General features: G+C 34.8%; 20 protein-coding genes. 2 read left to right on the forward strand and 18 right to left on the reverse strand.

Annotation, left to right across the window (positions count from 1 at the left end; genetic code table 11):
• Window positions 1–3: 3 nt before the first annotated feature.
• The 13 genes from nuoK to aspS all read right to left on the reverse strand — a co-directional run bounded on the left by nuoK (window position 4) and on the right by aspS (window position 11,205).
• Complete coding sequence (gene nuoK, locus ABTV69_RS05895) at window positions 4–324, reverse strand: NADH-quinone oxidoreductase subunit NuoK (protein WP_008466103.1); 321 nt, start codon at window positions 322–324, stop codon at window positions 4–6.
• Entirely contained in the window at window positions 324–863 is a 540-nt protein-coding gene (locus ABTV69_RS05900; protein ID WP_111368846.1) for an NADH-quinone oxidoreductase subunit J family protein, read from the reverse strand. The genes nuoK and ABTV69_RS05900 overlap by 1 nt, the downstream gene beginning before the upstream one ends.
• Window positions 864–1,409, reverse strand: a complete 546-nt coding sequence (locus ABTV69_RS05905) for a NuoI/complex I 23 kDa subunit family protein (protein WP_433834719.1) — start codon at window positions 1,407–1,409, stop codon at window positions 864–866.
• Between the two features lie 167 nt (window positions 1,410–1,576).
• Window positions 1,577–2,629: an NADH-quinone oxidoreductase subunit NuoH gene (gene nuoH, locus ABTV69_RS05910; RefSeq protein ID WP_433834720.1), complete on the reverse strand. Its 1,053-nt coding sequence runs from the start codon at window positions 2,627–2,629 to the stop codon at window positions 1,577–1,579.
• 6 nt (window positions 2,630–2,635) lie between these two features.
• The gene (locus tag ABTV69_RS05915) at window positions 2,636–3,664 is read right to left on the reverse strand and encodes a 2Fe-2S iron-sulfur cluster-binding protein (protein WP_091490522.1); all 1,029 of its coding nucleotides are present in this window, start codon (window positions 3,662–3,664) and stop codon (window positions 2,636–2,638) included.
• A gap of 93 nt (window positions 3,665–3,757) precedes the next feature.
• On the reverse strand, window positions 3,758–5,128 hold the full coding sequence (gene nuoF, locus ABTV69_RS05920) for an NADH-quinone oxidoreductase subunit NuoF (RefSeq protein WP_433834721.1): 1,371 nt from the start codon (window positions 5,126–5,128) through the stop codon (window positions 3,758–3,760).
• 1 nt (window position 5,129) lies between these two features.
• Window positions 5,130–5,660 carry a complex I 24 kDa subunit family protein gene (locus ABTV69_RS05925; RefSeq protein ID WP_379827605.1) on the reverse strand — a complete coding sequence of 177 codons (531 nt, stop codon included), beginning with the start codon at window positions 5,658–5,660 and terminating at the stop codon, window positions 5,130–5,132.
• Window positions 5,661–5,857: 197 nt separating this feature from the next.
• Window positions 5,858–7,096, reverse strand: coding sequence for an NADH-quinone oxidoreductase subunit D (locus ABTV69_RS05930; protein WP_433834722.1), 1,239 nt, complete (start codon window positions 7,094–7,096; stop codon window positions 5,858–5,860).
• Window positions 7,097–7,117: 21 nt separating this feature from the next.
• Window positions 7,118–7,639 (reverse strand): NADH-quinone oxidoreductase subunit C, encoded by a 522-nt coding sequence (locus ABTV69_RS05935; RefSeq protein ID WP_433834723.1) that lies wholly within the window; start codon window positions 7,637–7,639, stop codon window positions 7,118–7,120.
• 1 nt (window position 7,640) lies between these two features.
• Window positions 7,641–8,189 carry an NADH-quinone oxidoreductase subunit B gene (locus tag ABTV69_RS05940; RefSeq protein WP_129745954.1) on the reverse strand — a complete coding sequence of 183 codons (549 nt, stop codon included), beginning with the start codon at window positions 8,187–8,189 and terminating at the stop codon, window positions 7,641–7,643.
• A gap of 150 nt (window positions 8,190–8,339) precedes the next feature.
• Window positions 8,340–8,705 (reverse strand): NADH-quinone oxidoreductase subunit A, encoded by a 366-nt coding sequence (locus tag ABTV69_RS05945; RefSeq protein WP_095929654.1) that lies wholly within the window; start codon window positions 8,703–8,705, stop codon window positions 8,340–8,342.
• Window positions 8,706–8,949: 244 nt separating this feature from the next.
• Window positions 8,950–9,144: a cold-shock protein gene (locus ABTV69_RS05950; protein WP_007137066.1), complete on the reverse strand. Its 195-nt coding sequence runs from the start codon at window positions 9,142–9,144 to the stop codon at window positions 8,950–8,952.
• Window positions 9,145–9,453: 309 nt separating this feature from the next.
• Window positions 9,454–11,205, reverse strand: a complete 1,752-nt coding sequence (aspS, locus tag ABTV69_RS05955) for an aspartate--tRNA ligase (RefSeq protein ID WP_433834724.1) — start codon at window positions 11,203–11,205, stop codon at window positions 9,454–9,456.
• Between the two features lie 156 nt (window positions 11,206–11,361).
• Between aspS and ABTV69_RS05960 the strand changes: the two genes are divergently transcribed.
• Together ABTV69_RS05960 and ABTV69_RS05965 are read left to right on the forward strand one after the other, a co-directional pair.
• Entirely contained in the window at window positions 11,362–12,357 is a 996-nt protein-coding gene (locus ABTV69_RS05960; RefSeq protein WP_433834725.1) for a TlpA family protein disulfide reductase, read from the forward strand.
• 211 nt (window positions 12,358–12,568) lie between these two features.
• Window positions 12,569–12,916, forward strand: a complete 348-nt coding sequence (locus ABTV69_RS05965; protein WP_433834726.1) for a toxin-antitoxin system YwqK family antitoxin — start codon at window positions 12,569–12,571, stop codon at window positions 12,914–12,916.
• 53 nt (window positions 12,917–12,969) lie between these two features.
• Here the strand turns inward: ABTV69_RS05965 and ABTV69_RS05970 are convergent, their stop codons facing one another.
• The 5 genes from ABTV69_RS05970 to ABTV69_RS05990 all read right to left on the reverse strand — a co-directional run bounded on the left by ABTV69_RS05970 (window position 12,970) and on the right by ABTV69_RS05990 (window position 19,037).
• Window positions 12,970–14,082 carry a PepSY-associated TM helix domain-containing protein gene (locus ABTV69_RS05970; RefSeq protein ID WP_433834727.1) on the reverse strand — a complete coding sequence of 371 codons (1,113 nt, stop codon included), beginning with the start codon at window positions 14,080–14,082 and terminating at the stop codon, window positions 12,970–12,972.
• Between the two features lie 214 nt (window positions 14,083–14,296).
• Complete coding sequence (locus ABTV69_RS05975) at window positions 14,297–15,847, reverse strand: PepSY-associated TM helix domain-containing protein (protein ID WP_433834728.1); 1,551 nt, start codon at window positions 15,845–15,847, stop codon at window positions 14,297–14,299.
• Between the two features lie 5 nt (window positions 15,848–15,852).
• On the reverse strand, window positions 15,853–16,152 hold the full coding sequence (locus tag ABTV69_RS05980; RefSeq protein WP_433834729.1) for a hypothetical protein: 300 nt from the start codon (window positions 16,150–16,152) through the stop codon (window positions 15,853–15,855).
• Window positions 16,153–16,164: 12 nt separating this feature from the next.
• On the reverse strand, window positions 16,165–16,497 hold the full coding sequence (locus tag ABTV69_RS05985; RefSeq protein WP_433834730.1) for a hypothetical protein: 333 nt from the start codon (window positions 16,495–16,497) through the stop codon (window positions 16,165–16,167).
• A 59-nt stretch (window positions 16,498–16,556) separates the two neighbouring features.
• Entirely contained in the window at window positions 16,557–19,037 is a 2,481-nt protein-coding gene (locus ABTV69_RS05990) for a TonB-dependent siderophore receptor (RefSeq protein WP_433834731.1), read from the reverse strand.
• Window positions 19,038–19,124 lie beyond the last annotated feature (87 nt).

Here is a 19,124-nt window from a genome sequence, read left to right on the forward strand (position 1 = left end):
TGATTATCCTTTTAAATTTTTTAAATTATCGATACTAATTGATCCGATATTTCTAAAGATAGAAACTAAAATGGCCAATCCTACCGCAACTTCGGCTGCAGCAACCGCCATCGAGAAGAACACGAAAACTTGTCCTTGCGCATCTTGATGATAAGTTGAAAAAGCAACAAATAAAAGGTTTACCGCATTCAACATAATTTCGATAGACATGAAAACGATAATAGCATTTCGTCTGTACAATACACCAAAAATACCAATACAGAAAAGTACAACACTCAAAAAGATGTAGTTTTCAATACCTATTTGATTTAATATATTACCCATTATTTATTTAATTTTTCTTTTTTAGACAATAGAACTGTTCCAATCATAGCAACCAAAAGTAAGATCGAAGCAAATTCGAAAGGAACCATATATTCGTCCAATAAAATTTTACCTAAAACTTTAATTGATTGGAAATCTTCTCCAGTAGAATCGTATTCACCCACAATTGGTTTCGAGTTGATAAAGATTGTGATTAAAACAATCAATATTAAACAGAAAGAAACAATAGCGCCAAGACGTGTAATTCTAGGACGGTGAACTTCTCGTTGTTCGTTCAAGTTCATTAACATGATCGTAAACAGGAACAGAATCATAATAGCTCCAGAGTAGACTATTATATGAACAACAGCTAAGAATTGAGAATTTAATAACAAATAATGACCGGCAATAGAGAAGAAACAAATTACCAAATAGATGGCACTATGAATCGGGTTTCTACTAAAAATAGTCAAGAAAGCAGTAATAACGGTAATAAACGCTAAAAAGCAAAAGATAACTTGAATAGTTGTTGCGTGTGCAAAATCAGGAATATGTATCATTTAGTTAGCGTTTTTAAGTTGAGCGTTTTTCATAGCCATTTCTAAAGGCATTACTAATTTATCTTTCCCGAAAATGAAATCTTCTCTATTGTAACTAGCAGGAACTAATACTTTCGATTCTGTTAAGTAAATAGCGTCTTTTGGACAAGCCTCTTCACATAAACCGCAGAAAATACAACGAAGCATGTTGATTTCGTAGATTTCAGCATATTTCTCTTCTCTGTATAAGTGTTTTTCATCAGCTTTACGCTCTGCAGCTTTCATAGTGATTGCTTCAGCAGGACAAGATAAAGCACATAATCCACAAGCAGTGCAGTTTTCACGGCCTTGCTCATCGCGTTTCAGCATGTGCTGACCACGGTAAACTGGACTCATTTCACGAACCTGTTCTGGGTAATGAATGGTAACTTTTTTTCTAAAAAGGTGTTTTACGGTAATGACCAAACCTTTTACAATCGCCACAAGATACAATCGTTCAATAAAAGACATGTCTTTATTTGACACCACCTTTTTTCTACCCGATAATGATATAGTTTCTATTGACATTTTTACTATTATAGTTTATGATTTATAATTTGATATCAATCAAATTCAAAATCTATTTTGTTTTTTATTTGAAGCTTAATCCTGCTATCCGCTGTATCTTTTATGGTGAACCCCACCATAAAAGGATGCCGCTTCTATCAGGGCTAGGGCATTACGGTTCTTAGTTCTTAGAATCCTAAAGCAGCTAAAATTTCGTGTCTTAAAATAACAACACCCGTAATCATGATATTAATGATCGAAAGTGGAATTAAAATTCTCCATCCTAAGTGCATTAATTGGTCATATCTAAATCTTGGAATTGTCCAACGTACCCACATGTAAAAGAATATGAAGAAACATATTTTTACAAACAATGCTGCGATTCCTAATAAGTTAGCTGCATTTACTCCTACATTTTCTACCATCCATTGCATTCCTGGGTAGTTGTATCCACCAAAGAATAAAATAGAAATAATAGTTGAAGAGATAAACATACTAGCATACTCAGCAAATAAATAGAATCCCATTTTCATTGACGAATATTCTGTATGATAACCTCCAATTAACTCGTTTTCACATTCTGCTAAATCGAAAGGAGTTCTGTTTGTTTCTGCAAATGAACAGATTAAGAAAATTAAGAATGATAATGGCTGATAAAAAACATTCCAGTTCATTCCCTGTTGCTGTAATGAGATTTCTTTTAAACTCATTGTTCCAGTCATCATCAATAAAGCGATTATTGATAATCCCATTGCAACCTCGTAAGAAACCATTTGAGAAGCAGCACGAATAGCTCCCATTAAGGAGAATTTGTTGTTAGAAGCCCATCCACCAATCATGATACCGTAAACTCCAACAGAAAGAACTCCAAAAATGTACAATAAAGCAATATTTACATCTGTAGCTTGAAGAATAATGTCTCTACCAAATAGGTGCAAACGATCTCCCCACGGAATTACAGCACTAGTCATTAAGGCAGTACTCATTGCAATTGCAGGTCCAACTACGAATAAAAATCTATTTGGTGTATTTGGGAAAAACTCTTCTTTAGAGAATAATTTCATACCATCTGCAAGTGGTTGTAATAAACCTCCCCATCCAGCACGGTTTGGTCCAACACGATCTTGCAAGAAAGCGGCAACTTTACGCTCTGCCCAAGTAGAATACATTGCCATAATCATTGTTACCGCAAATACGACAACAATAACAACACTTTTTTCTATAATAAATGCACTTTCCATTTCTTACTATTTTTGATCTTTATCAGTTAATGGAATTGCTGCCATACTAATTTTTTTACGGTCAATATCTCTACCTAAAAGGATATTCTTTTCAGTATCGATGGTAACTTTCTCTAATTTTTGAGTGTAATTATTTTGGTTGATTACAGAGTCTTTTTCAAATTCTCTTGGTCCTTCAATTACCCAGTCATTCACATCTTTGTGATCAAAACGACAGCTGTTGCAAATGAATTCTTCAACTTCATGATACTCATCTTTACGACCAGTTACACGCTGAATTTCTCCACCAAACATCCAAACTGTAGTTTTACCGCAACATCCTGGAGTTGTACACTCTCTGTGTGCGTTATAAGGTTTGTTAAACCAAACTCTTGATTTGAAACGGAAAGTTTTATCTGTTAAAGCTCCAACAGGACAAACATCAATCATGTTTCCAGAGAACTCATTGTCAATAGCTTTAGAAATACCAGTCGAAATATTAGCGTGATCTCCACGATCTAATACTCCGTGAACTCTGTTGTCTGTCAATTGATCTGCAACTTGTACACATCTTTGGCATAAAATACAACGGTTCATGTGAAGTTGAATATTTGGACCAATATCTTCTGGTTCAAATGTTCTTTTTTCTTCAATGTAACGTGATTTCGGATTTCCGTGCTCGAAACTTAAATTCTGTAAATCACATTCACCAGCCTGATCGCAAATAGGGCAGTCTAATGGGTGATTGATTAATAAAAATTCTGTTACAGATTTACGAGCTTCAGTTACTCTTGCAGACGATTTACTGTTTACTTCCATACCATCCATACATCCTGTTACACAAGATGCCATTAATTTTGGCATTGGTCGTGGGTCAGCTTCACTACCTTTAGAAACTTCAACTAAACAACAACGACACTTACCGCCGCTGCCTTTTAATTTTGAGTAATAGCACATGGCAGGCGGAACTAAATCTCCACCAATCATACGTGCGGCCTGCAGGATCGTTGTTCCTGGTTCTACGTCTATACTTTGACCGTCTATGGTTACTTTCATCTCTTATTGATTTGAATGTTGAAAGTCGGAATATTCAAAAGAGTTGCTGTCCTTTTTAATATTTTTAACTTTATAACTTTCTGCTATATATTTTTATACGATTGCTTTACCGCCAACTAAATGCTTAACTTGTGAGAAAGGCTCGGCAACAAAGTGATCTCTATTTTTAATTTTTTCTGGGAAACGAACATGATATTCGAATTCATCTCTAAAGTGGCGAATCGCAGCAGCTACTGGCCAAGAAGCAGCGTCACCAAGCGGACAAATGGTGTTACCTTCAATTTTACTTTGAATGCTCCACAATAATTCAATATCTTCTTCACGGCCTTGACCGTTTTCAATTCTCCATAAGATTTTTTCTAACCATCCAGTTCCTTCACGGCAAGGCGTACATTGACCGCAAGATTCATGGTGGTAAAAACGAGCAAAGTTCCAAGTGTTTCTAACTACACAAGCAGTGTCGTTGTAAACAATAAATCCTCCAGAACCTAACATAGATCCGGTAGCAAAACCACCATCACTTAAAGATTCGTAAGTCATTAATCTATCTTCACCGTTTGCTGTTTTGAAAATTAATTCAGCTGGTAAAATTGGCACAGAAGAACCTCCAGGTACAAATGCTTTCAAGGGTCTGCTTGAAGACATTCCTCCTAAATATTCATCAGAATTCATGAATTCGTCTACACTTAAGCCTAATTCAATTTCGTAAACACCAGGATTTTTGATATGTCCTGAAGCAGAAATTAATTTAGTTCCAGTAGAACGTCCAATTCCAATTTTAGCATAATCATCACCAGAATTGTTAACAATCCAAGGCACAGTCGCAATTGTTTCAACATTGTTTACTACAGTTGGATTTGCCCAAAGACCAGAAACAGCCGGGAAAGGTGGTTTAATACGAGGATTTCCTCTTTTACCTTCCAAAGATTCGATTAATGCAGTTTCTTCTCCACAGATATACGCTCCAGCTCCACAGTGTACGTGAAGTTCAAGATCATAACCTGATCCTAATATATTTTTTCCTAACCATCCGGCAGCTTTTGCTTCGGCGATTGCTCTTTCTAAGATTTTGAAAACCCACATATATTCTCCACGAATGTAGATATACGATAGGTTAGCGCCCAAAGCGTAGCTTGAAGTAATCATTCCTTCGATCAATAAGTGAGGAATATATTCCATCAAGAAACGATCTTTGAATGTTCCAGGCTCAGACTCGTCGGCATTACAAACTAAGTGTCTTGGTCTTCCTGATTTTTTGTCAATAAAGCTCCATTTCATTCCCGCAGGGAAACCAGCTCCGCCACGACCACGTAATCCTGATTTTTTTACTTCTTCAGTAACTTCATCTGGAGTAAGAGTTTTTAAAGCTTTTTCTACAGAAGCATAACCACCATTTTGGCGATACACTTCGTAGGTTTTAATTCCAGGAACATTAATTTTATCTAATAATATTTTTTGTGACATCTTATTTATCGTGTAATATTATTTTATCCTCTTTACAATCAGCAATAATCTGATCGATTTTCTCTTCTGTCAGTTTTTCTTTGTAGAAATCTCCCAACTGCATCATCGGAGCGTATCCGCAAGCACCTAAACATTCTACACCAGCGATGGTAAACATTCCGTCTGGAGTTGTTTCTCCCATTTTAATGCCTAGTTTCTCAGAAGTGTAATCCATTAAATCTTCGGCACCTCTTAAACAACAACAAGAAGTTTGACAGAACTCAAACATGTACTTACCAATTGGCTTTTGGTTGAACATTGTATAGAAAGTAACCACTTCATAAACCTCGATTGGTTTGATCTGAAGAATCTCGGCAACTTTATCTTGCAATTCAATACTAAGCCAGTTGTTATGTGCATCCTGAACTTCGTGCAAAACAGGCAATAAAGCCGATTTTTGTTTGCCCTCAGGATAATGGCTGATCAATTCATTGATGCGGTTCATCAATGCCTCAGTCATGTTTATTTCTTGTTTGTAATGTTTACGTTCCATTTTAATTTTAGATTTCTGATTTTAGATTTCTGATTTTTCAATCTTTGTCTATAATCTATGATTCTTCAATCATTGTTTAAGTTTTAGATTCTTCAATCCGAATTTTTCAATTCTTAATTATAATTTTTAAATCTAAATTCTAAAATCTGAATCCTCAATCAGCAATCTAAAATCTATAATCTAAAATCTACAATTTGTTATGCGTCTAATTCTCCTGCAATTACGTTCAAACTTGAAAGGATGATAATTGCATCAGAAAGCATGGCGCCTTTAATCATTTCTGGGAATGCTTGATAATAAATAAAGCATGGTCTTCTGAAATGTAATCTATATGGAGTTCTACTTCCGTCAGTTACTAAATAAAAACCGATTTCTCCATTTCCTCCTTCTACTGGGTGATAAATTTCTGCAACTGGTACAGGAACTTCTCCCATTACGATCTTAAAGTGGTAAATTAAAGATTCCATAGAAGTGTAAACATCTTCTTTTGGAGGAAGGTAGTAATCTGGAACTTCAGCGTGGTATTCGTTTCCTGGAGGCATTTTCGCTAACGCCTGACGAATAATGCTTAAACTTTCCCAAACTTCAGCATTACGAACACAGAAACGATCGTAAGTATCTCCTGATTTTCCAACAGGAACAATAAAATCGAAATCTTCGTATGATGAGTAAGGTTGCGCTACACGTACGTCGTAGTCAACTCCGGCAGCACGTAAGTTTGGACCTGTGAATCCGTAAGCCATTGCTTTTTCAGCAGTTATACCACCTACGTTTACAGTTCTATCAAGGAAAATTCTATTTCTTTCGAATAAATTTTGGAATTCTTCCCATACTGGTGGGAATTCTTCTAGGAATTTATCTAGTTTTTTGAAAACTTCTGGAGACCAGTCTCTTTCAAAACCACCAATTCTTCCCATATTTGTAGTCAAACGAGCTCCACAAATTTCTTCGTAGATTTCGTAGATTTTTTCTCTAAATTGAAAAACGTATAAGAAACCAGTATATGCACCAGTATCTACACCTAAGATTCCGTTACAGATAATGTGATCTGTAATACGAGCCAACTCCATAACGATAACTCTTAAGTATTGCGCTCTTTTTGGAACTTCAATACCTAATAGTTTCTCAACTGTCATCCACCATCCCATATTATTAATAGGAGATGAGCAATAGTTCATACGGTCTGTAAGCGGTGTAATTTGATAAAAAGGACGATTTTCGGCAATTTTTTCGAATGCTCTGTGGATGTAACCAATAGTTGGCTCAGCCTCAAGAATTTTTTCACCATCCATTAACAAGATATTTTGGAAAATACCGTGCGTTGCAGGGTGAGTCGGACCTAAATTCAGTACAGAAAGTTCGCTTCCGTCTTCATTTAGTCTCTCCTTAATTATTTTAGCATAGCGATGCTCTGGTGGTAATAATAGTTCTGACATTTTATAATGTTGAATTATTTTTTAGCAATTTGTTGTTGTTCTTCCGAAGAATCGGTCATCCTTATCTGTTCTTCCACTGTCTTCCATTGGGAATTCTTTTCTCATTGGGTGAGACTGCATTTCGTCCATATTTAAAATACGTTTCAATTGTGGGTGTCCTATAAAGTCAATTCCAAAGAAATCGAAAGTTTCTCTTTCCATCCAGTTTGATGAAAGGAAAATATTAGAAACCGATTTGATTTCGGGTTTTTCTCCGTTTAAGAAAACTTTGATTTTTAATCTTTTGTTTTCGTACCAATTGTGTAAATGATAAACAACTGCAAACTGACGTTCTGTTTCGTTATCGGGATAATGAATGCCGCACAAATCTGTTAAGAAGTGGAAACGTAATTCTGGATCATTTTTAAGGAATAGAATCAACGCTGTGATTTTATCAGCCGAAGCTTCTAAAGAAAAAATATCTCTTTCTTGTTGAAAGTTAAAAACATCATTATTAAATGTTTCTACAAGTTTGTCTTGAATTTGGGTATTTTCTAAGGCCATCTTATGAGATATTATATGAAGCTAATAATTCTTGGTATTCTGGTGAGCTTCTTCGTCTCACAGATTCGCTTTTTACCAATTCCTGAAGTCTCATAACTCCATCAACAATTTGTTCAGGTCTTGGCGGGCATCCTGGTACATAAACGTCAACAGGAATTACTTTGTCAATTCCTTGCAAAACAGAGTAAGTATCAAAAACTCCCCCTGAAGAAGCACAAGCTCCAACAGCAATTACCCAGCGAGGTTCAGCCATTTGCTCGTAAACTTGTCTTAAAATAGGTGCCATTTTTTTTGAAATGGTTCCCATTACTAACAGCATATCGGCTTGTCTTGGCGAGAAACTCACACGCTCAGAACCAAATCGAGCTAAGTCATAGTGAGATGCCATTGTTGCCATGAATTCGATACCACAGCATGAAGTCGCGAAAGGAAGCGGCCATAATGAGTTAGCTCTTGCTAAACCAACAACATCACTAAGTTTTGTAGCGAAGAAACCTTCACCCGTAACTCCTTCTGGCGGCGCAACCATATTTACTTTTGAATCGCTCATTTTATTTTAGATTTCTGATTTTAGATTTTAGATTCCTTGAAATCGTAAAAAGTAAAATCAATTTTTTAAATCAGTACTTTAAATTTGAGTTCAAATTTTAAATCTCAATATTAGATAAAACTAAAATCTCAGATCTAAAATCTAAAATCATTATTCCCACTCTAATGCTTTCTTTTTGATGATGTAGAAGAAACCAACTAAAAGCAAAGACATGAAAACTAACATTTTTAACATTCCTTCAATTCCTAAGTCTTTGAAGTTTACTGCCCAAGGGTAAAGGAAGATGACCTCTACGTCGAATAATACGAACAAAATGGCAACTAAGAAGTATTTTACAGAGAATGGAATACGGGCGTTACCAACAGATTCGATACCACATTCGAAGTTTTTATCTTTAACTTCAGAGGTTCTTCTAGGTCCTAATTTTCCAGAAATAATGATTGTTCCTACCACAAAACCAACAGCTAGAATAAACTGCATTAAAATAGGAATGTAACTGTATTGATCAGATTGCATAAACTTCGGTTTTATACTTAAAAAAATGAGCCACAAAGATAACTTGGAAGTCTGTAAAACACAAGCTAAAAAAGGATTTAAGTAGGGTAGTAAACCGCGTTTATGTCTAATTTTTATTCATTATAAATAACATTGTGTTATTTTAATATTTTTTTAAGATTTGAGCAAAAAAAAACGTCCCGAAATAATCGGGACGTCTTCTGAGACCATTCAGAGGCAAAAAAAATAAATTGCTATATTTTTCTTAGATTACTGCTACTTTAGCAGCAACTTTCCCTTTTCTTCCTTCTTCTTCTTCGTAGCTTACACGGTCACCTTCGCGTAATTCTTCCGCGTTAATTCCTGAAGCGTGAACGAAGATGTCCTTTCCTGTTTCTTCGTCTGTAATGAATCCATAACCTTTAGATTCATTGAAAAATTTTACTGTACCTGTACGCATTGTAATTGTAATAATAATTTATAATGAAACAAATGTAATATATAAAGTAATACAAAAGACATATACGTGTTAATTTTTTGTAAAAATTATTGATTTACAGTGTTTTTACGCGGTTTATTGCATCAATTTATTTATAAAATACCATAATTTGCGAATCTTAAATTGTAGGAATATAAAAATATTGCATTTGTAAGAATATGATAATTCAAAAAAACAGGCTCTAAGATTTTTCTTAATATTTATTTGAATTCAAAAAGCCGCTGAAATTTCAGCGGCTTTTTGTTTTTTTATGAATAAATTACTTCAAAATTAAGCAATATCTACTTTTATGCGAAGTTCTTTCAATTGTGCATCATCAATTGCTGCAGGGGCATCAATCATTACATCACGTCCTGAATTGTTTTTAGGGAACGCGATGAAATCTCTGATTGTTTCTTGACCTCCAAGAATTGCCACAAGTCTGTCAAGTCCAAAAGCAAGTCCTCCGTGTGGTGGCGCTCCAAATTGGAAAGCATCCATAAGGAATCCAAATTGTGCTTTTGCTTCTTCTTCGGTAAATCCTAAATATTTGAACATTAACTGTTGTGTCGCTTTATCGTGAATACGAATAGACCCGCCTCCAATTTCATTTCCGTTTAAAACCATGTCGTATGCGTTTGCGCGAACTTTTCCTGGCTCAGTTTCTAACAATGCCATATCTTCTGGTTTTGGAGAAGTAAATGGGTGGTGCATGGCATGGTAACGACCGCTTTCTTCGTCAAGTTCTAATAATGGGAAATCTACAACCCAAAGAGGTGCAAATTCCTCAGGATTACGTAATCCTAGACGAGTTGCCAATTCCATACGTAGAGCAGAGAGTTGCGCACGCGTTTTGTTTGCTGGTCCAGAAAGAACAAAAATCATATCTCCAGGATTTGCTTCTGTAGCTTTTGCCCAATTAGTTAAATCATCTTGATCGTAGAATTTGTCTACAGATGATTTGTATGTTCCGTCTTCATTGCATTTTACATAAACCATTCCAGACGCACCAACTTGAGGACGTTTAACCCACTCAATTAATCCGTCGATTTCTTTACGAGTGTAATTTCCAGCTCCAGGAACTGCGATTCCGACAACTAATTCAGCTGCATTGAATACAGGGAATTCTTTGTGTTGTGCAAATTCGTTTAATTCTCCAAACTTCATTCCGAAACGAATGTCCGGTTTGTCATTTCCGTATGTTTTCATGGCATAGTCATAGGTAATTCTTGGGAATTTATCTACTTCAATACCTTTAATTTCTTTTAATAAATGTCTTGTCAATCCTTCGAAAATATTCAAAATATCTTCTTGTTCAACAAATGCCATTTCGCAGTCAATTTGAGTAAACTCAGGCTGACGGTCTGCACGTAAATCTTCGTCACGGAAACATTTCACAATTTGGAAATATTTATCCATTCCACCCACCATCAATAATTGTTTGAAAGTTTGTGGAGATTGTGGCAGTGCATAAAACTGTCCTTCGTTCATACGGCTTGGTACAACGAAATCTCTTGCTCCTTCTGGAGTCGATTTAATTAAATAAGGCGTTTCAACTTCACAGAAATCCAAGTCAGATAAATATTTACGAACTTCCATTGCCACTTTGTGACGGAATAGCAAGCTGTTTTTTACTGGATTTCTTCTGATATCCAAGTAACGGTATTTCATTCTGATGTCTTCTCCGCCATCGGTTTCATCTTCGATTGTAAAAGGAGGAGTAAGTGCAGTGTTTAAAATCGTTAATTCTGAAACTAAAATTTCGATTTCACCCGTTGAAATGTTTTTGTTTTTCGCTTCACGCTCAATAACAGTTCCTTTTACCTGAATTACAAATTCTCTTCCAAGAGTTTTGGCTAATTCAAAAACGGTTTTATCAGTACGACTTTCGTCGAAAATAAGTTGTGTAATTCCATAACGGTCGCGTAAATCGACCCAATTCATAAATCCTTTATCACGTGATTTTTGAACCCAGCCCGCAAGTGTAACTTCGGTATTAATATTTGAAGCGTTTAATTCGCCACAATTATGACTTCTATACATAATCAAAATTTTAGACTGCAAAAGTAAATACAAAATTCAAGATAATATAGTAAAGTGATAAGTTGATTCAGAATAATTTCAAATAAATTGTTAATTGTGAAATTCCGAAGCATTTATTCTTTAGTTTTGATTCTCTAAAAACTAATATTAATACCTATGAAGAAACTTTTTGTTGCAGGTTTAGTAATCTTTACTGCTTTAAACGCTACTGCCCAAAGTAAGAGTTCTATTAAGTTCACGGCTAAAATCGCCAACAGAAATAGCGATACTTTAATCATTAAAGGAAGAGATAACTTCAAGCAAGTAATTCCTATAGATAAAAAACAAGTTTTTGCAGCCACTTTTGAAGCTCCTCAGGGATTTTATGTTTTCTCTGACGGAACAGAATCTTCAAACCTCTATTTAAAGCCAAATTCTGAAGTTAATCTGACGATGAATGCTAAAGAATTTGACGAAACAATTGTTTATAAAGGTAAAGGAGTAGATGAAAGTAACTTTTTGGCGCAACAAGCTTTAAAAGATGAAAACTTTCAGAAAGATGCTTTTACTAAAGAGTCTAGCGAATTTAATGCCTTATTGGATAATAAATTAAAGGCTGATACTGAGAATTTAGAGAAAGGAAATTATGCTCCAGAGTTTAAAACAGCTTTAAAACGCAGTTTTGAAAGTTTTCACCAATATGCCGCTGAAGAATTCGAAAGAGTTTCTAAAGCAAATAAAATGATCGGAAAAGCCTCTCCAGGTTTTGATTATGAAAATTTTAAAGGAGGAAAAACCAAACTTTCTGATTTAAAAGGTAAATATATTTACATTGATCTTTGGGCGACTTGGTGTGCGCCATGTAGAGCTGAAATTCCGTATTTGCAGAAAATTGAGGAAAAGTATCATGGGAAAAACATCGAATTTGTGAGTATTTCTATTGATAAGGCTAAAGATAATCCAAAGTGGAAAAAATTTGTGACCGATAAACAACTTGGAGGGACACAACTTTTTGCAGATAAAGATTGGGAGTCTGAGTTTGTGGTTAATTATGGCGTAACCGGAATTCCAAGATTTATTTTGATTGATCCAAATGGTAACATTGTAAGCTCTGATGCCTCAAGACCATCTGATCCAAAGCTTGAGGAGCAGTTAAACGCTTTATTGAAGTAATTTATTTACGAAATTTATAACGTTATCGTAAAACGCAAATATTTCTAAAATACCAATAAAACCAGTGCTTGAGCGCTGGTTTTATTATTTTATGGATTTTTCCAATGTTAAGTTTTTATTCAATGTTACCAAATTGTTAAGCAAAAGTTTTTTTAATGTAAACTATTGACTATATTTGATAAAGATTTCTTAACATTAAATACCTAAAGATATGAAAAAGAGTGTAATTTTAGCTGCAATATTGTTCTCTGGAATTGTAGTTGCACAAGAAGGAAAGCCTGAATTAGAAGCTGCTGGGAACAAGGTAAAAGCAACATATTACTATGATAATGGTAAAGTGCAGCAGGAAGGCTTTTTTAAAGACGGTAAATTAGATGGTGTTTGGGTATCTTATGACGAAAAAGGAAACAAAAAAACCGTTGGAGAATACGCAGACGGAGTTAAAACTGGAAAGTGGATTTACTTTAATGAAGACAGCTTGAAAGAAGTTGCTTATGTTGACAACAAAGTAAGTTCTGTTAAAAATTTACAGAAAAATGCTTTAGCAAATAGAAATTAATTATAATTTCAGAAACCGAATTATAGAGAGACCGCTTGTTTAGAGCGGTTTTTTTATGTTTTTATTTTTTTAGATTTTCTGCTTCTTCCGTACCAAATTATAAAGCCGCTTACAGGAAGGAAGGCTGCAATTAAACTTACCGTAAAAGCTATAATTTTTCCTGGTAGATCTAAAACTTGTCCGGTATGAATACCGTAATTCATTTCGACAATCTGCAATCCTAAAGTTTTTTCATCGAATTTCTGGCTTCGAATTAATTTTCCGCTTGACGGATGAAAATAATAATTGCTCTGCTGATCATAACGCAAGGTATGGGGATAAGCGCCTGTACTTACAATATCGCCTTTTTGTTGCGGAATCATTACAAAGAACATTTCTGCTTTTGACTGTAATTTCAAGGTCTGAACAAATGCTTTGTCAATTGCAGTAACCGAATTTGTTTTGAAAGCAGAGGTGTCGATTACAGGCGTTTTTGTTTCGGCTGCCTTGTCTCCACCAAAATTGAAAGATTTGTAAATTCCTTCGCCAACCCACTCGTAGGTAAAAGTAAGTCCGGTTATGGCAAGAATTAAAGCAATTAATGCAATATAAAATCCAGAAGTATTGTGCCAATCATAATTTACGCGGCGCCATTTTGCAGACCATTTTACAGTGAAACTTCTTTTGATATCGCTTCTTCGCTTTGGCCACCATTGAATTATTCCCGGAATAAGCAATAAAATAAAAATGATGGTTGCTCCGCCAATGATATGTTTTCCGATGTAATCGGGTAGAAGGAGATATAAATGAATGTATTCTACAATGATGAAGAAATCAGTTTCAGGGTTTTCAGATTTCAGATATTTTCCCGTGTATGGATTAAAATACAAATAGAGATTTCCTTTGGCTGAATACGTATAGACAATTGCCGACCTATTTTTTCCGTAATAAGCAACCATGCTGGCTTTGTTTGCAGGAGCAACTTCTTTTGCTTTTTGCTGTAATTCAGAGGGCTTAAGGAATGGTTTGTTTTGAGGTTCAACCAAACGCCATTCTTTTCTAGTGATGTCTTTTATTTCATCATGAAAACAAAATATACAGCCTGTAATACAAACTATAAAAACAATAAGGCCAGAAATTAATCCGAGCCATTTGTGTATAAAACGTATTTTGGTTTTGAATCCCATTTTTTGATTAAAAGCGTAAAAGTATGCTCAAAATTGATAAGGGACAAGTTATTACAGATAATTTGTGAGTAAGTGCATTAAAAGGATAAGTGTTGCTTAAGAAGTAATCTAGCAAAGACGCTAAGTCGCAAAGAATATTAAAAAAACTTTGCGATTTAGCGTCTTTGCGAGATTCTAAAAATGCAGCTTTTGAGAAAGCTTACTCAATATTATTTTAAGCTACTGCTTTTTTAGGTTTTAAATGATAAGCGGTATAAAGTGATATTGATGCCAAGAAAATCCAGAAAACATCAATAAAGAATATCTGAAATTTGTTTTGAATAAAAGAGTTCCAAAACCAATTTCCAGAAACGATTCCGTTTGTAATGGGAATCAAGAATCCTAAAATACTTCCAGAAATCAAACAGAATTTATTGGTAAACGCATCATCCTTTTTAATAATAAAGAAAATGGCAAGTATTAGCCATCCTCCAAAATAAAGAGCATACAAATCAGACTGACTTAGAGGATAGAAAATTTTACTTCCGATAAAAGCTAATGCGGTAATCGGATACATGCTTAAACAAATTGCCAAATAAATACGAACAACGGCATTATTGAAACGTCTTTTCTTTTCTGGCATATTGTTTTTTTGTCTAGCAACAAGCCAGATCATAACTCCAGAAATGATGACAAAACAAGTTATAATTCCTAAAAGGAAGCTTACGATTTTTAAGGCATATCCGCCATAATCGCCAAAATGAATTCGATATAAAACATTTTTAACAACATCTAAATAGCTAGTTTGTCCGATAGGATCTTTTTTAGCAATTTCTTTCCCGTCAGCAACTCGATAAACTACTTTTCCTATTCCAGTAAATTTTTTATGGCTTAAAAGTTCGCCTTCAACCATAACATGCATATTGGAATCGCCATAATTCTGGATATAAACACGTGTTATTTCAAAATCGGCCCAATTGTTTTTTGCTTTTGCAACAAGCTCATTAATATTAAATGGATTGGCTAGCTTTTTATTGTCAAATTTATAATCGGCATCGGTGTATTCTAGTTCTTTATATAATTTGTCCTGATCGCCTTTGTATAGTGTCATAACAGCGGGAGCTACAATTAAAAGTTTAATCATGAAAAAAGCTCCGGTAACTGCATAAACAAACTGAAATGGAAGTCCAATCATTCCTAATGCGGTGTGTGCATCGGTCCAAAGTGTTTTTAATTTTTCTTTTGGACGGAACATATAAAAGTTGGAAACAATTTTGTTCCAATGCAATAAAACGCCTGTTATGATGGCAAACAGGAAAAATAAAGCTGTAAATCCAGACAGATAATATCCTGCAGGATAAGGAATTTGCGCCAAAAAGTGCAGACGGTACAAAAGTTCTCCCAACGAATAAGATTCTTCGTAGGTGTAAGTTTTGTAATTTTTAGTATCTAAATAGAAAAAGTCTCCTGCTTGTTGTTTTTTAGGAGCCAATGTATCTTTAGTTCCTGCCATAGAAACCGCAACTCGATTTTCTACAGATGGCTTAGAAATAGTAATATTCCTTCCGTGCAAAACATATTTTTTGTCTAAATGCTGTAGTGCGTCATTGTAGTTTAATTGAATTTCTCTTGTTTGAGCTGTAGATTCACTTCTTTCCCAATTGATGATTTCGTCTCTAAAGAAAGAAAAAGATCCAGCAAAGAAAATTACAAAAAGAACAACACTGATAACGATTCCGCTGACAGTATGGGTATGAAAATAGATATTGTAATGACGGTTATTCATAAATTTTATTGTGCCGGATTATAGGTTTGACCCAAATAAATAAAAAGAGAAAAAAATAAAGAAAGCAGAATATAGATTCCCCAAATTTTCCAGCCGCTTTTGGCTAAAAAAGCAATAATCATTAAGGCAACCCATAAAATAAAACCAGTAAAAGCCATTGTGATTAATACATTGGCACGGTTAAACCAAGAAGCTAAGGCTAAATGAAAAGTAACAGAAACAAAGTATCCTCCTAGAATTGCAGCGGTAATTTTGGAAAAGCGCGGCCAAAAAGAGGGATTGAGATATTTTGAATTTGCTGGCATAATTTAATAGGTTTACTGGTAGTAAAATTCGGTTAGTGCAATAAAAACCAGTAGTGCCAAAAGTAACTTACTGTTTATTTTTTTTAATGGAGTAAGAATAATGATTAAGCTTCCAACTGTCATTAGCTGAATGAAAAACATCAAAGTGCCACAGCCCAATGATTGTGTAAAAAGCCACATCATATACGCCGATAGCAAAAGCATTAGACCAATGATTTTAGTTTGCTTTGGATTTTTCTGCATCCATTTTTCAAAACCCAAATCATAAGACAACACTGCTCTTTTTGAAGTATAGTACAGTGTGTAAAAAGCTAGGAAAACGATAAGACTGGCAATTGTAATCATAATCTTTAAAATTTAAAAAACACCTTTCTTTAATTGGAAAGGTGTTTTTTTGTTATTTATTAGAATCGATAAGAGAAACTTGCCGCAGCAGTTCTCATATTTCTTGGGTGGATTGTTGACCAACCATCATAAGTGTCCACATTTGCAATGTTGTCTAATTTAAGAGTCAATGTAAATTTCTCTGTTCCGTAGAAAATAGAAGAATTTAAGACAGTATAAGAAGGCAATGCAAATTGACCTACACCATTTCTGTTCATGATTAAATTTTTATCAGCATAGTTTCCTCCAAAACCTAAACCGAAACCTTTTAAATCTCCCTCTGGGAATTTGTAACTTGCCCAAAGATTAGCAGTATTTCTTGGTCCAGAACTCTCAGGTCTGTTACCTACAAATGAAGGATCTCCAGCGTTTAAGATTGCGTCTACATAGCTGTAACCAGCAACAATGTTTAATCCGTCGATAGGGTTTGCAACAAATTCTGCTTCAAAACCTTTGTTTCTTTGTGCACCATCTTGGTAAGGTGTTTGGCTTGTTGCAGTGTAAACTACATAAACTTGATCTTTTACTTGAATATCGTGGTAGCTGAATGTAGCGTACAATTTATCTTTAAACACATTTAATTTTGTTCCGATTTCAAATTGGTTAGCGTGCTCTGGTTTGAAAGTTCTAGGGCGAGTAGTTCCGTCAGCTAAAATTTCTGTTACAGGAGCTGAATTAGCAAAACCATCCATATAGTTAGCAAAAATCGAAACTTTGTCAATAATTGGTTGGTATACTAATCCAAATTTTGGAGAAAAAGCAGTTTGGTTAAAATCATCATCTTTGGTAGCCACGTTTCCAGCAGTAATAAAACGGTCAACACGTAAACTCGCCATTGCAGACAATGCAGGAGTAAAGTTAATTACATCAGAAAAATAAGCACTGTAAACTTCTTGTTTTGTTTTGTTCATGCTAATTCCAGCAGATGCAATCAGAGCATCAGTTCCAGCTTTAGTTAAGTTTCCGTTATCACCATTAGTGATATATTTAGTAGGATCAGTAATTCCGTATAAGTATTGGTTTACAGTTGCTACGTCTAGATTACCAATGTAAACATTACCATTTCTTACGTAATTGGAGCTATTGTCAACCATTCCTCTGTTAAAGTAGTCTAGACCAACAACAAGACGGTTTCTTAAACTTCCTATTTTAAAGTCTCCAATAAAGTTTTGTTGAATATCTGTAGTTAGAGTGGTAGAGTTTTGGTAGTTCATAGAACGTCCTAGTACGATTCCTTCGCTTATTTCAGCTGGTGCGTATTGTGTTCCTTCATATAAATAACTGTAGTAACCATTTGATGATGATGAGCCTCTTGAAACTACAGTTTGCGAAGTCCATTGGTCGTTGAATTTATACATCATTTGACCTTGTAGGTTGTATGAAGGAGTTTCAATTGTCAATTCGTTGCTTGTGTAAGAGCGTTTGTTGTCATAACCTAATTCATCCATATTATGAACTCGTAACGGAGCCGCTCTGTCTAAAAACAACATAGTCGCATTTGTTTGTTTGTTGTTCATGAATTCTGTGTTAATGAAAAACGAAAGTTTGTCATTTACTTGGTAAGATAAAGATGGTGCGAAAAAGAATGATTTTTTCAGTCCAGCATCTTGAAAGCTATTTTCTGTGTGGTAAGCAGTATTTACACGGAAATTAATTCTGTGCTCTTCATCTACTGGAGTATTAATATCTGCAGTTACTCTGTTTAAACCATTGCTTCCTGCAGTGTAGTTAACTTCTCCTCCAAAACGATCGTAAGGTTTTTTTGTTGTTACGTTAATTAAACCTCCATAAGAGATTAAGCTGCTTCCGAATAAAGTTCCAGATGGTCCTTTAATTACCTCAATTTTTTCAATGTTAGCTGGATCTAAACCTCCGTTTGTTAAACCTGGTAGTCCGTTAGTCATAGTTGGCTGTACAGCAAATCCTCGTAGTGAGTAATATCCAGCTCCATCGCCACCACGTCCTGTAGAAGCCCAAAGAGGAGATAATCCTGGAGCATTTCTAAGTGCATCGTCAATATTCGTTACAACTTGTTCTTTTAAAAGATCTGCTGTAATTGTAGTGTAAACTTGTGGGTTTTCAAGATTTTTAAGTGGTAATCTTGATACTTGTTGCGTTTCTTTGCGAGCAAATGTATTTTTCTTTGCGCCTCCGTTGATTACGATTTCGCTTAATTGTTCAGAGTTGGATGTAATAGTGAAATTTTCAATTAATTCGTCTCCACTATTAAGAGTGATGCTTTTTTCTTTAGATGTAAACCCAACTGCAGAAACTCTTACAATATAAGTACCTGGTTTAAGATTCTTAATTTCGTAGTTACCATTGGCATCTGTATTTGTTCCAATTTTTGTTCCTTTTAAAACAACCGATGCGTTATCTGCGGCTTCATTATCTGAAATAATTTGGCCTTTTATTGTCGCTTTTTGTTGCGCCCATGCAGATGTTCCCGTTAATAGAACAAAGCAAAAAGTTAAGAGCGAAATCGTAAATTTAAATTTCATTTTTATTTAGAATTAATTTTGATAGTGCAAATGTAATTATCGAACTGCAACTAAACAAGTTATTCTTATTTATTCTAAATTAAATAT

The sequence above is a fragment of the Flavobacterium anhuiense genome (genome assembly GCF_050990855.1).
Lineage (GTDB): Bacteria > Bacteroidota > Bacteroidia > Flavobacteriales > Flavobacteriaceae > Flavobacterium > Flavobacterium anhuiense_C.

Coding starts and splice junctions, on each gene's coding strand:
- nuoF (WP_433834721.1), bottom strand. CDS start 5,128: ATGTCACAAAAAATATTATTAGATAAAATTAATGTTCCTGGAATTAAA.
- ABTV69_RS05990 (WP_433834731.1), bottom strand. CDS start 19,037: ATGAAATTTAAATTTACGATTTCGCTCTTAACTTTTTGCTTTGTTCTA.
- ABTV69_RS05915 (WP_091490522.1), bottom strand. CDS start 3,664: ATGAAAGTAACCATAGACGGTCAAAGTATAGACGTAGAACCAGGAACA.
- ABTV69_RS05930 (WP_433834722.1), bottom strand. CDS start 7,096: ATGTCAGAACTATTATTACCACCAGAGCATCGCTATGCTAAAATAATT.
- ABTV69_RS05940 (WP_129745954.1), bottom strand. CDS start 8,189: ATGAGCGATTCAAAAGTAAATATGGTTGCGCCGCCAGAAGGAGTTACG.
- ABTV69_RS05965 (WP_433834726.1), top strand. CDS start 12,569: ATGAAAAAGAGTGTAATTTTAGCTGCAATATTGTTCTCTGGAATTGTA.
- ABTV69_RS05925 (WP_379827605.1), bottom strand. CDS start 5,660: ATGGAACGTAAACATTACAAACAAGAAATAAACATGACTGAGGCATTG.
- aspS (WP_433834724.1), bottom strand. CDS start 11,205: ATGTATAGAAGTCATAATTGTGGCGAATTAAACGCTTCAAATATTAAT.
- ABTV69_RS05980 (WP_433834729.1), bottom strand. CDS start 16,152: ATGCCAGCAAATTCAAAATATCTCAATCCCTCTTTTTGGCCGCGCTTT.
- ABTV69_RS05900 (WP_111368846.1), bottom strand. CDS start 863: ATGATACATATTCCTGATTTTGCACACGCAACAACTATTCAAGTTATC.
- ABTV69_RS05975 (WP_433834728.1), bottom strand. CDS start 15,847: ATGAATAACCGTCATTACAATATCTATTTTCATACCCATACTGTCAGC.
- nuoH (WP_433834720.1), bottom strand. CDS start 2,629: ATGGAAAGTGCATTTATTATAGAAAAAAGTGTTGTTATTGTTGTCGTA.
- ABTV69_RS05985 (WP_433834730.1), bottom strand. CDS start 16,497: ATGATTACAATTGCCAGTCTTATCGTTTTCCTAGCTTTTTACACACTG.
- ABTV69_RS05970 (WP_433834727.1), bottom strand. CDS start 14,082: ATGGGATTCAAAACCAAAATACGTTTTATACACAAATGGCTCGGATTA.
- ABTV69_RS05935 (WP_433834723.1), bottom strand. CDS start 7,639: ATGGCCTTAGAAAATACCCAAATTCAAGACAAACTTGTAGAAACATTT.
- ABTV69_RS05905 (WP_433834719.1), bottom strand. CDS start 1,409: ATGTCAATAGAAACTATATCATTATCGGGTAGAAAAAAGGTGGTGTCA.
- ABTV69_RS05945 (WP_095929654.1), bottom strand. CDS start 8,705: ATGCAATCTGATCAATACAGTTACATTCCTATTTTAATGCAGTTTATT.
- nuoK (WP_008466103.1), bottom strand. CDS start 324: ATGGGTAATATATTAAATCAAATAGGTATTGAAAACTACATCTTTTTG.
- ABTV69_RS05960 (WP_433834725.1), top strand. CDS start 11,362: ATGAAGAAACTTTTTGTTGCAGGTTTAGTAATCTTTACTGCTTTAAAC.
- ABTV69_RS05950 (WP_007137066.1), bottom strand. CDS start 9,144: ATGCGTACAGGTACAGTAAAATTTTTCAATGAATCTAAAGGTTATGGA.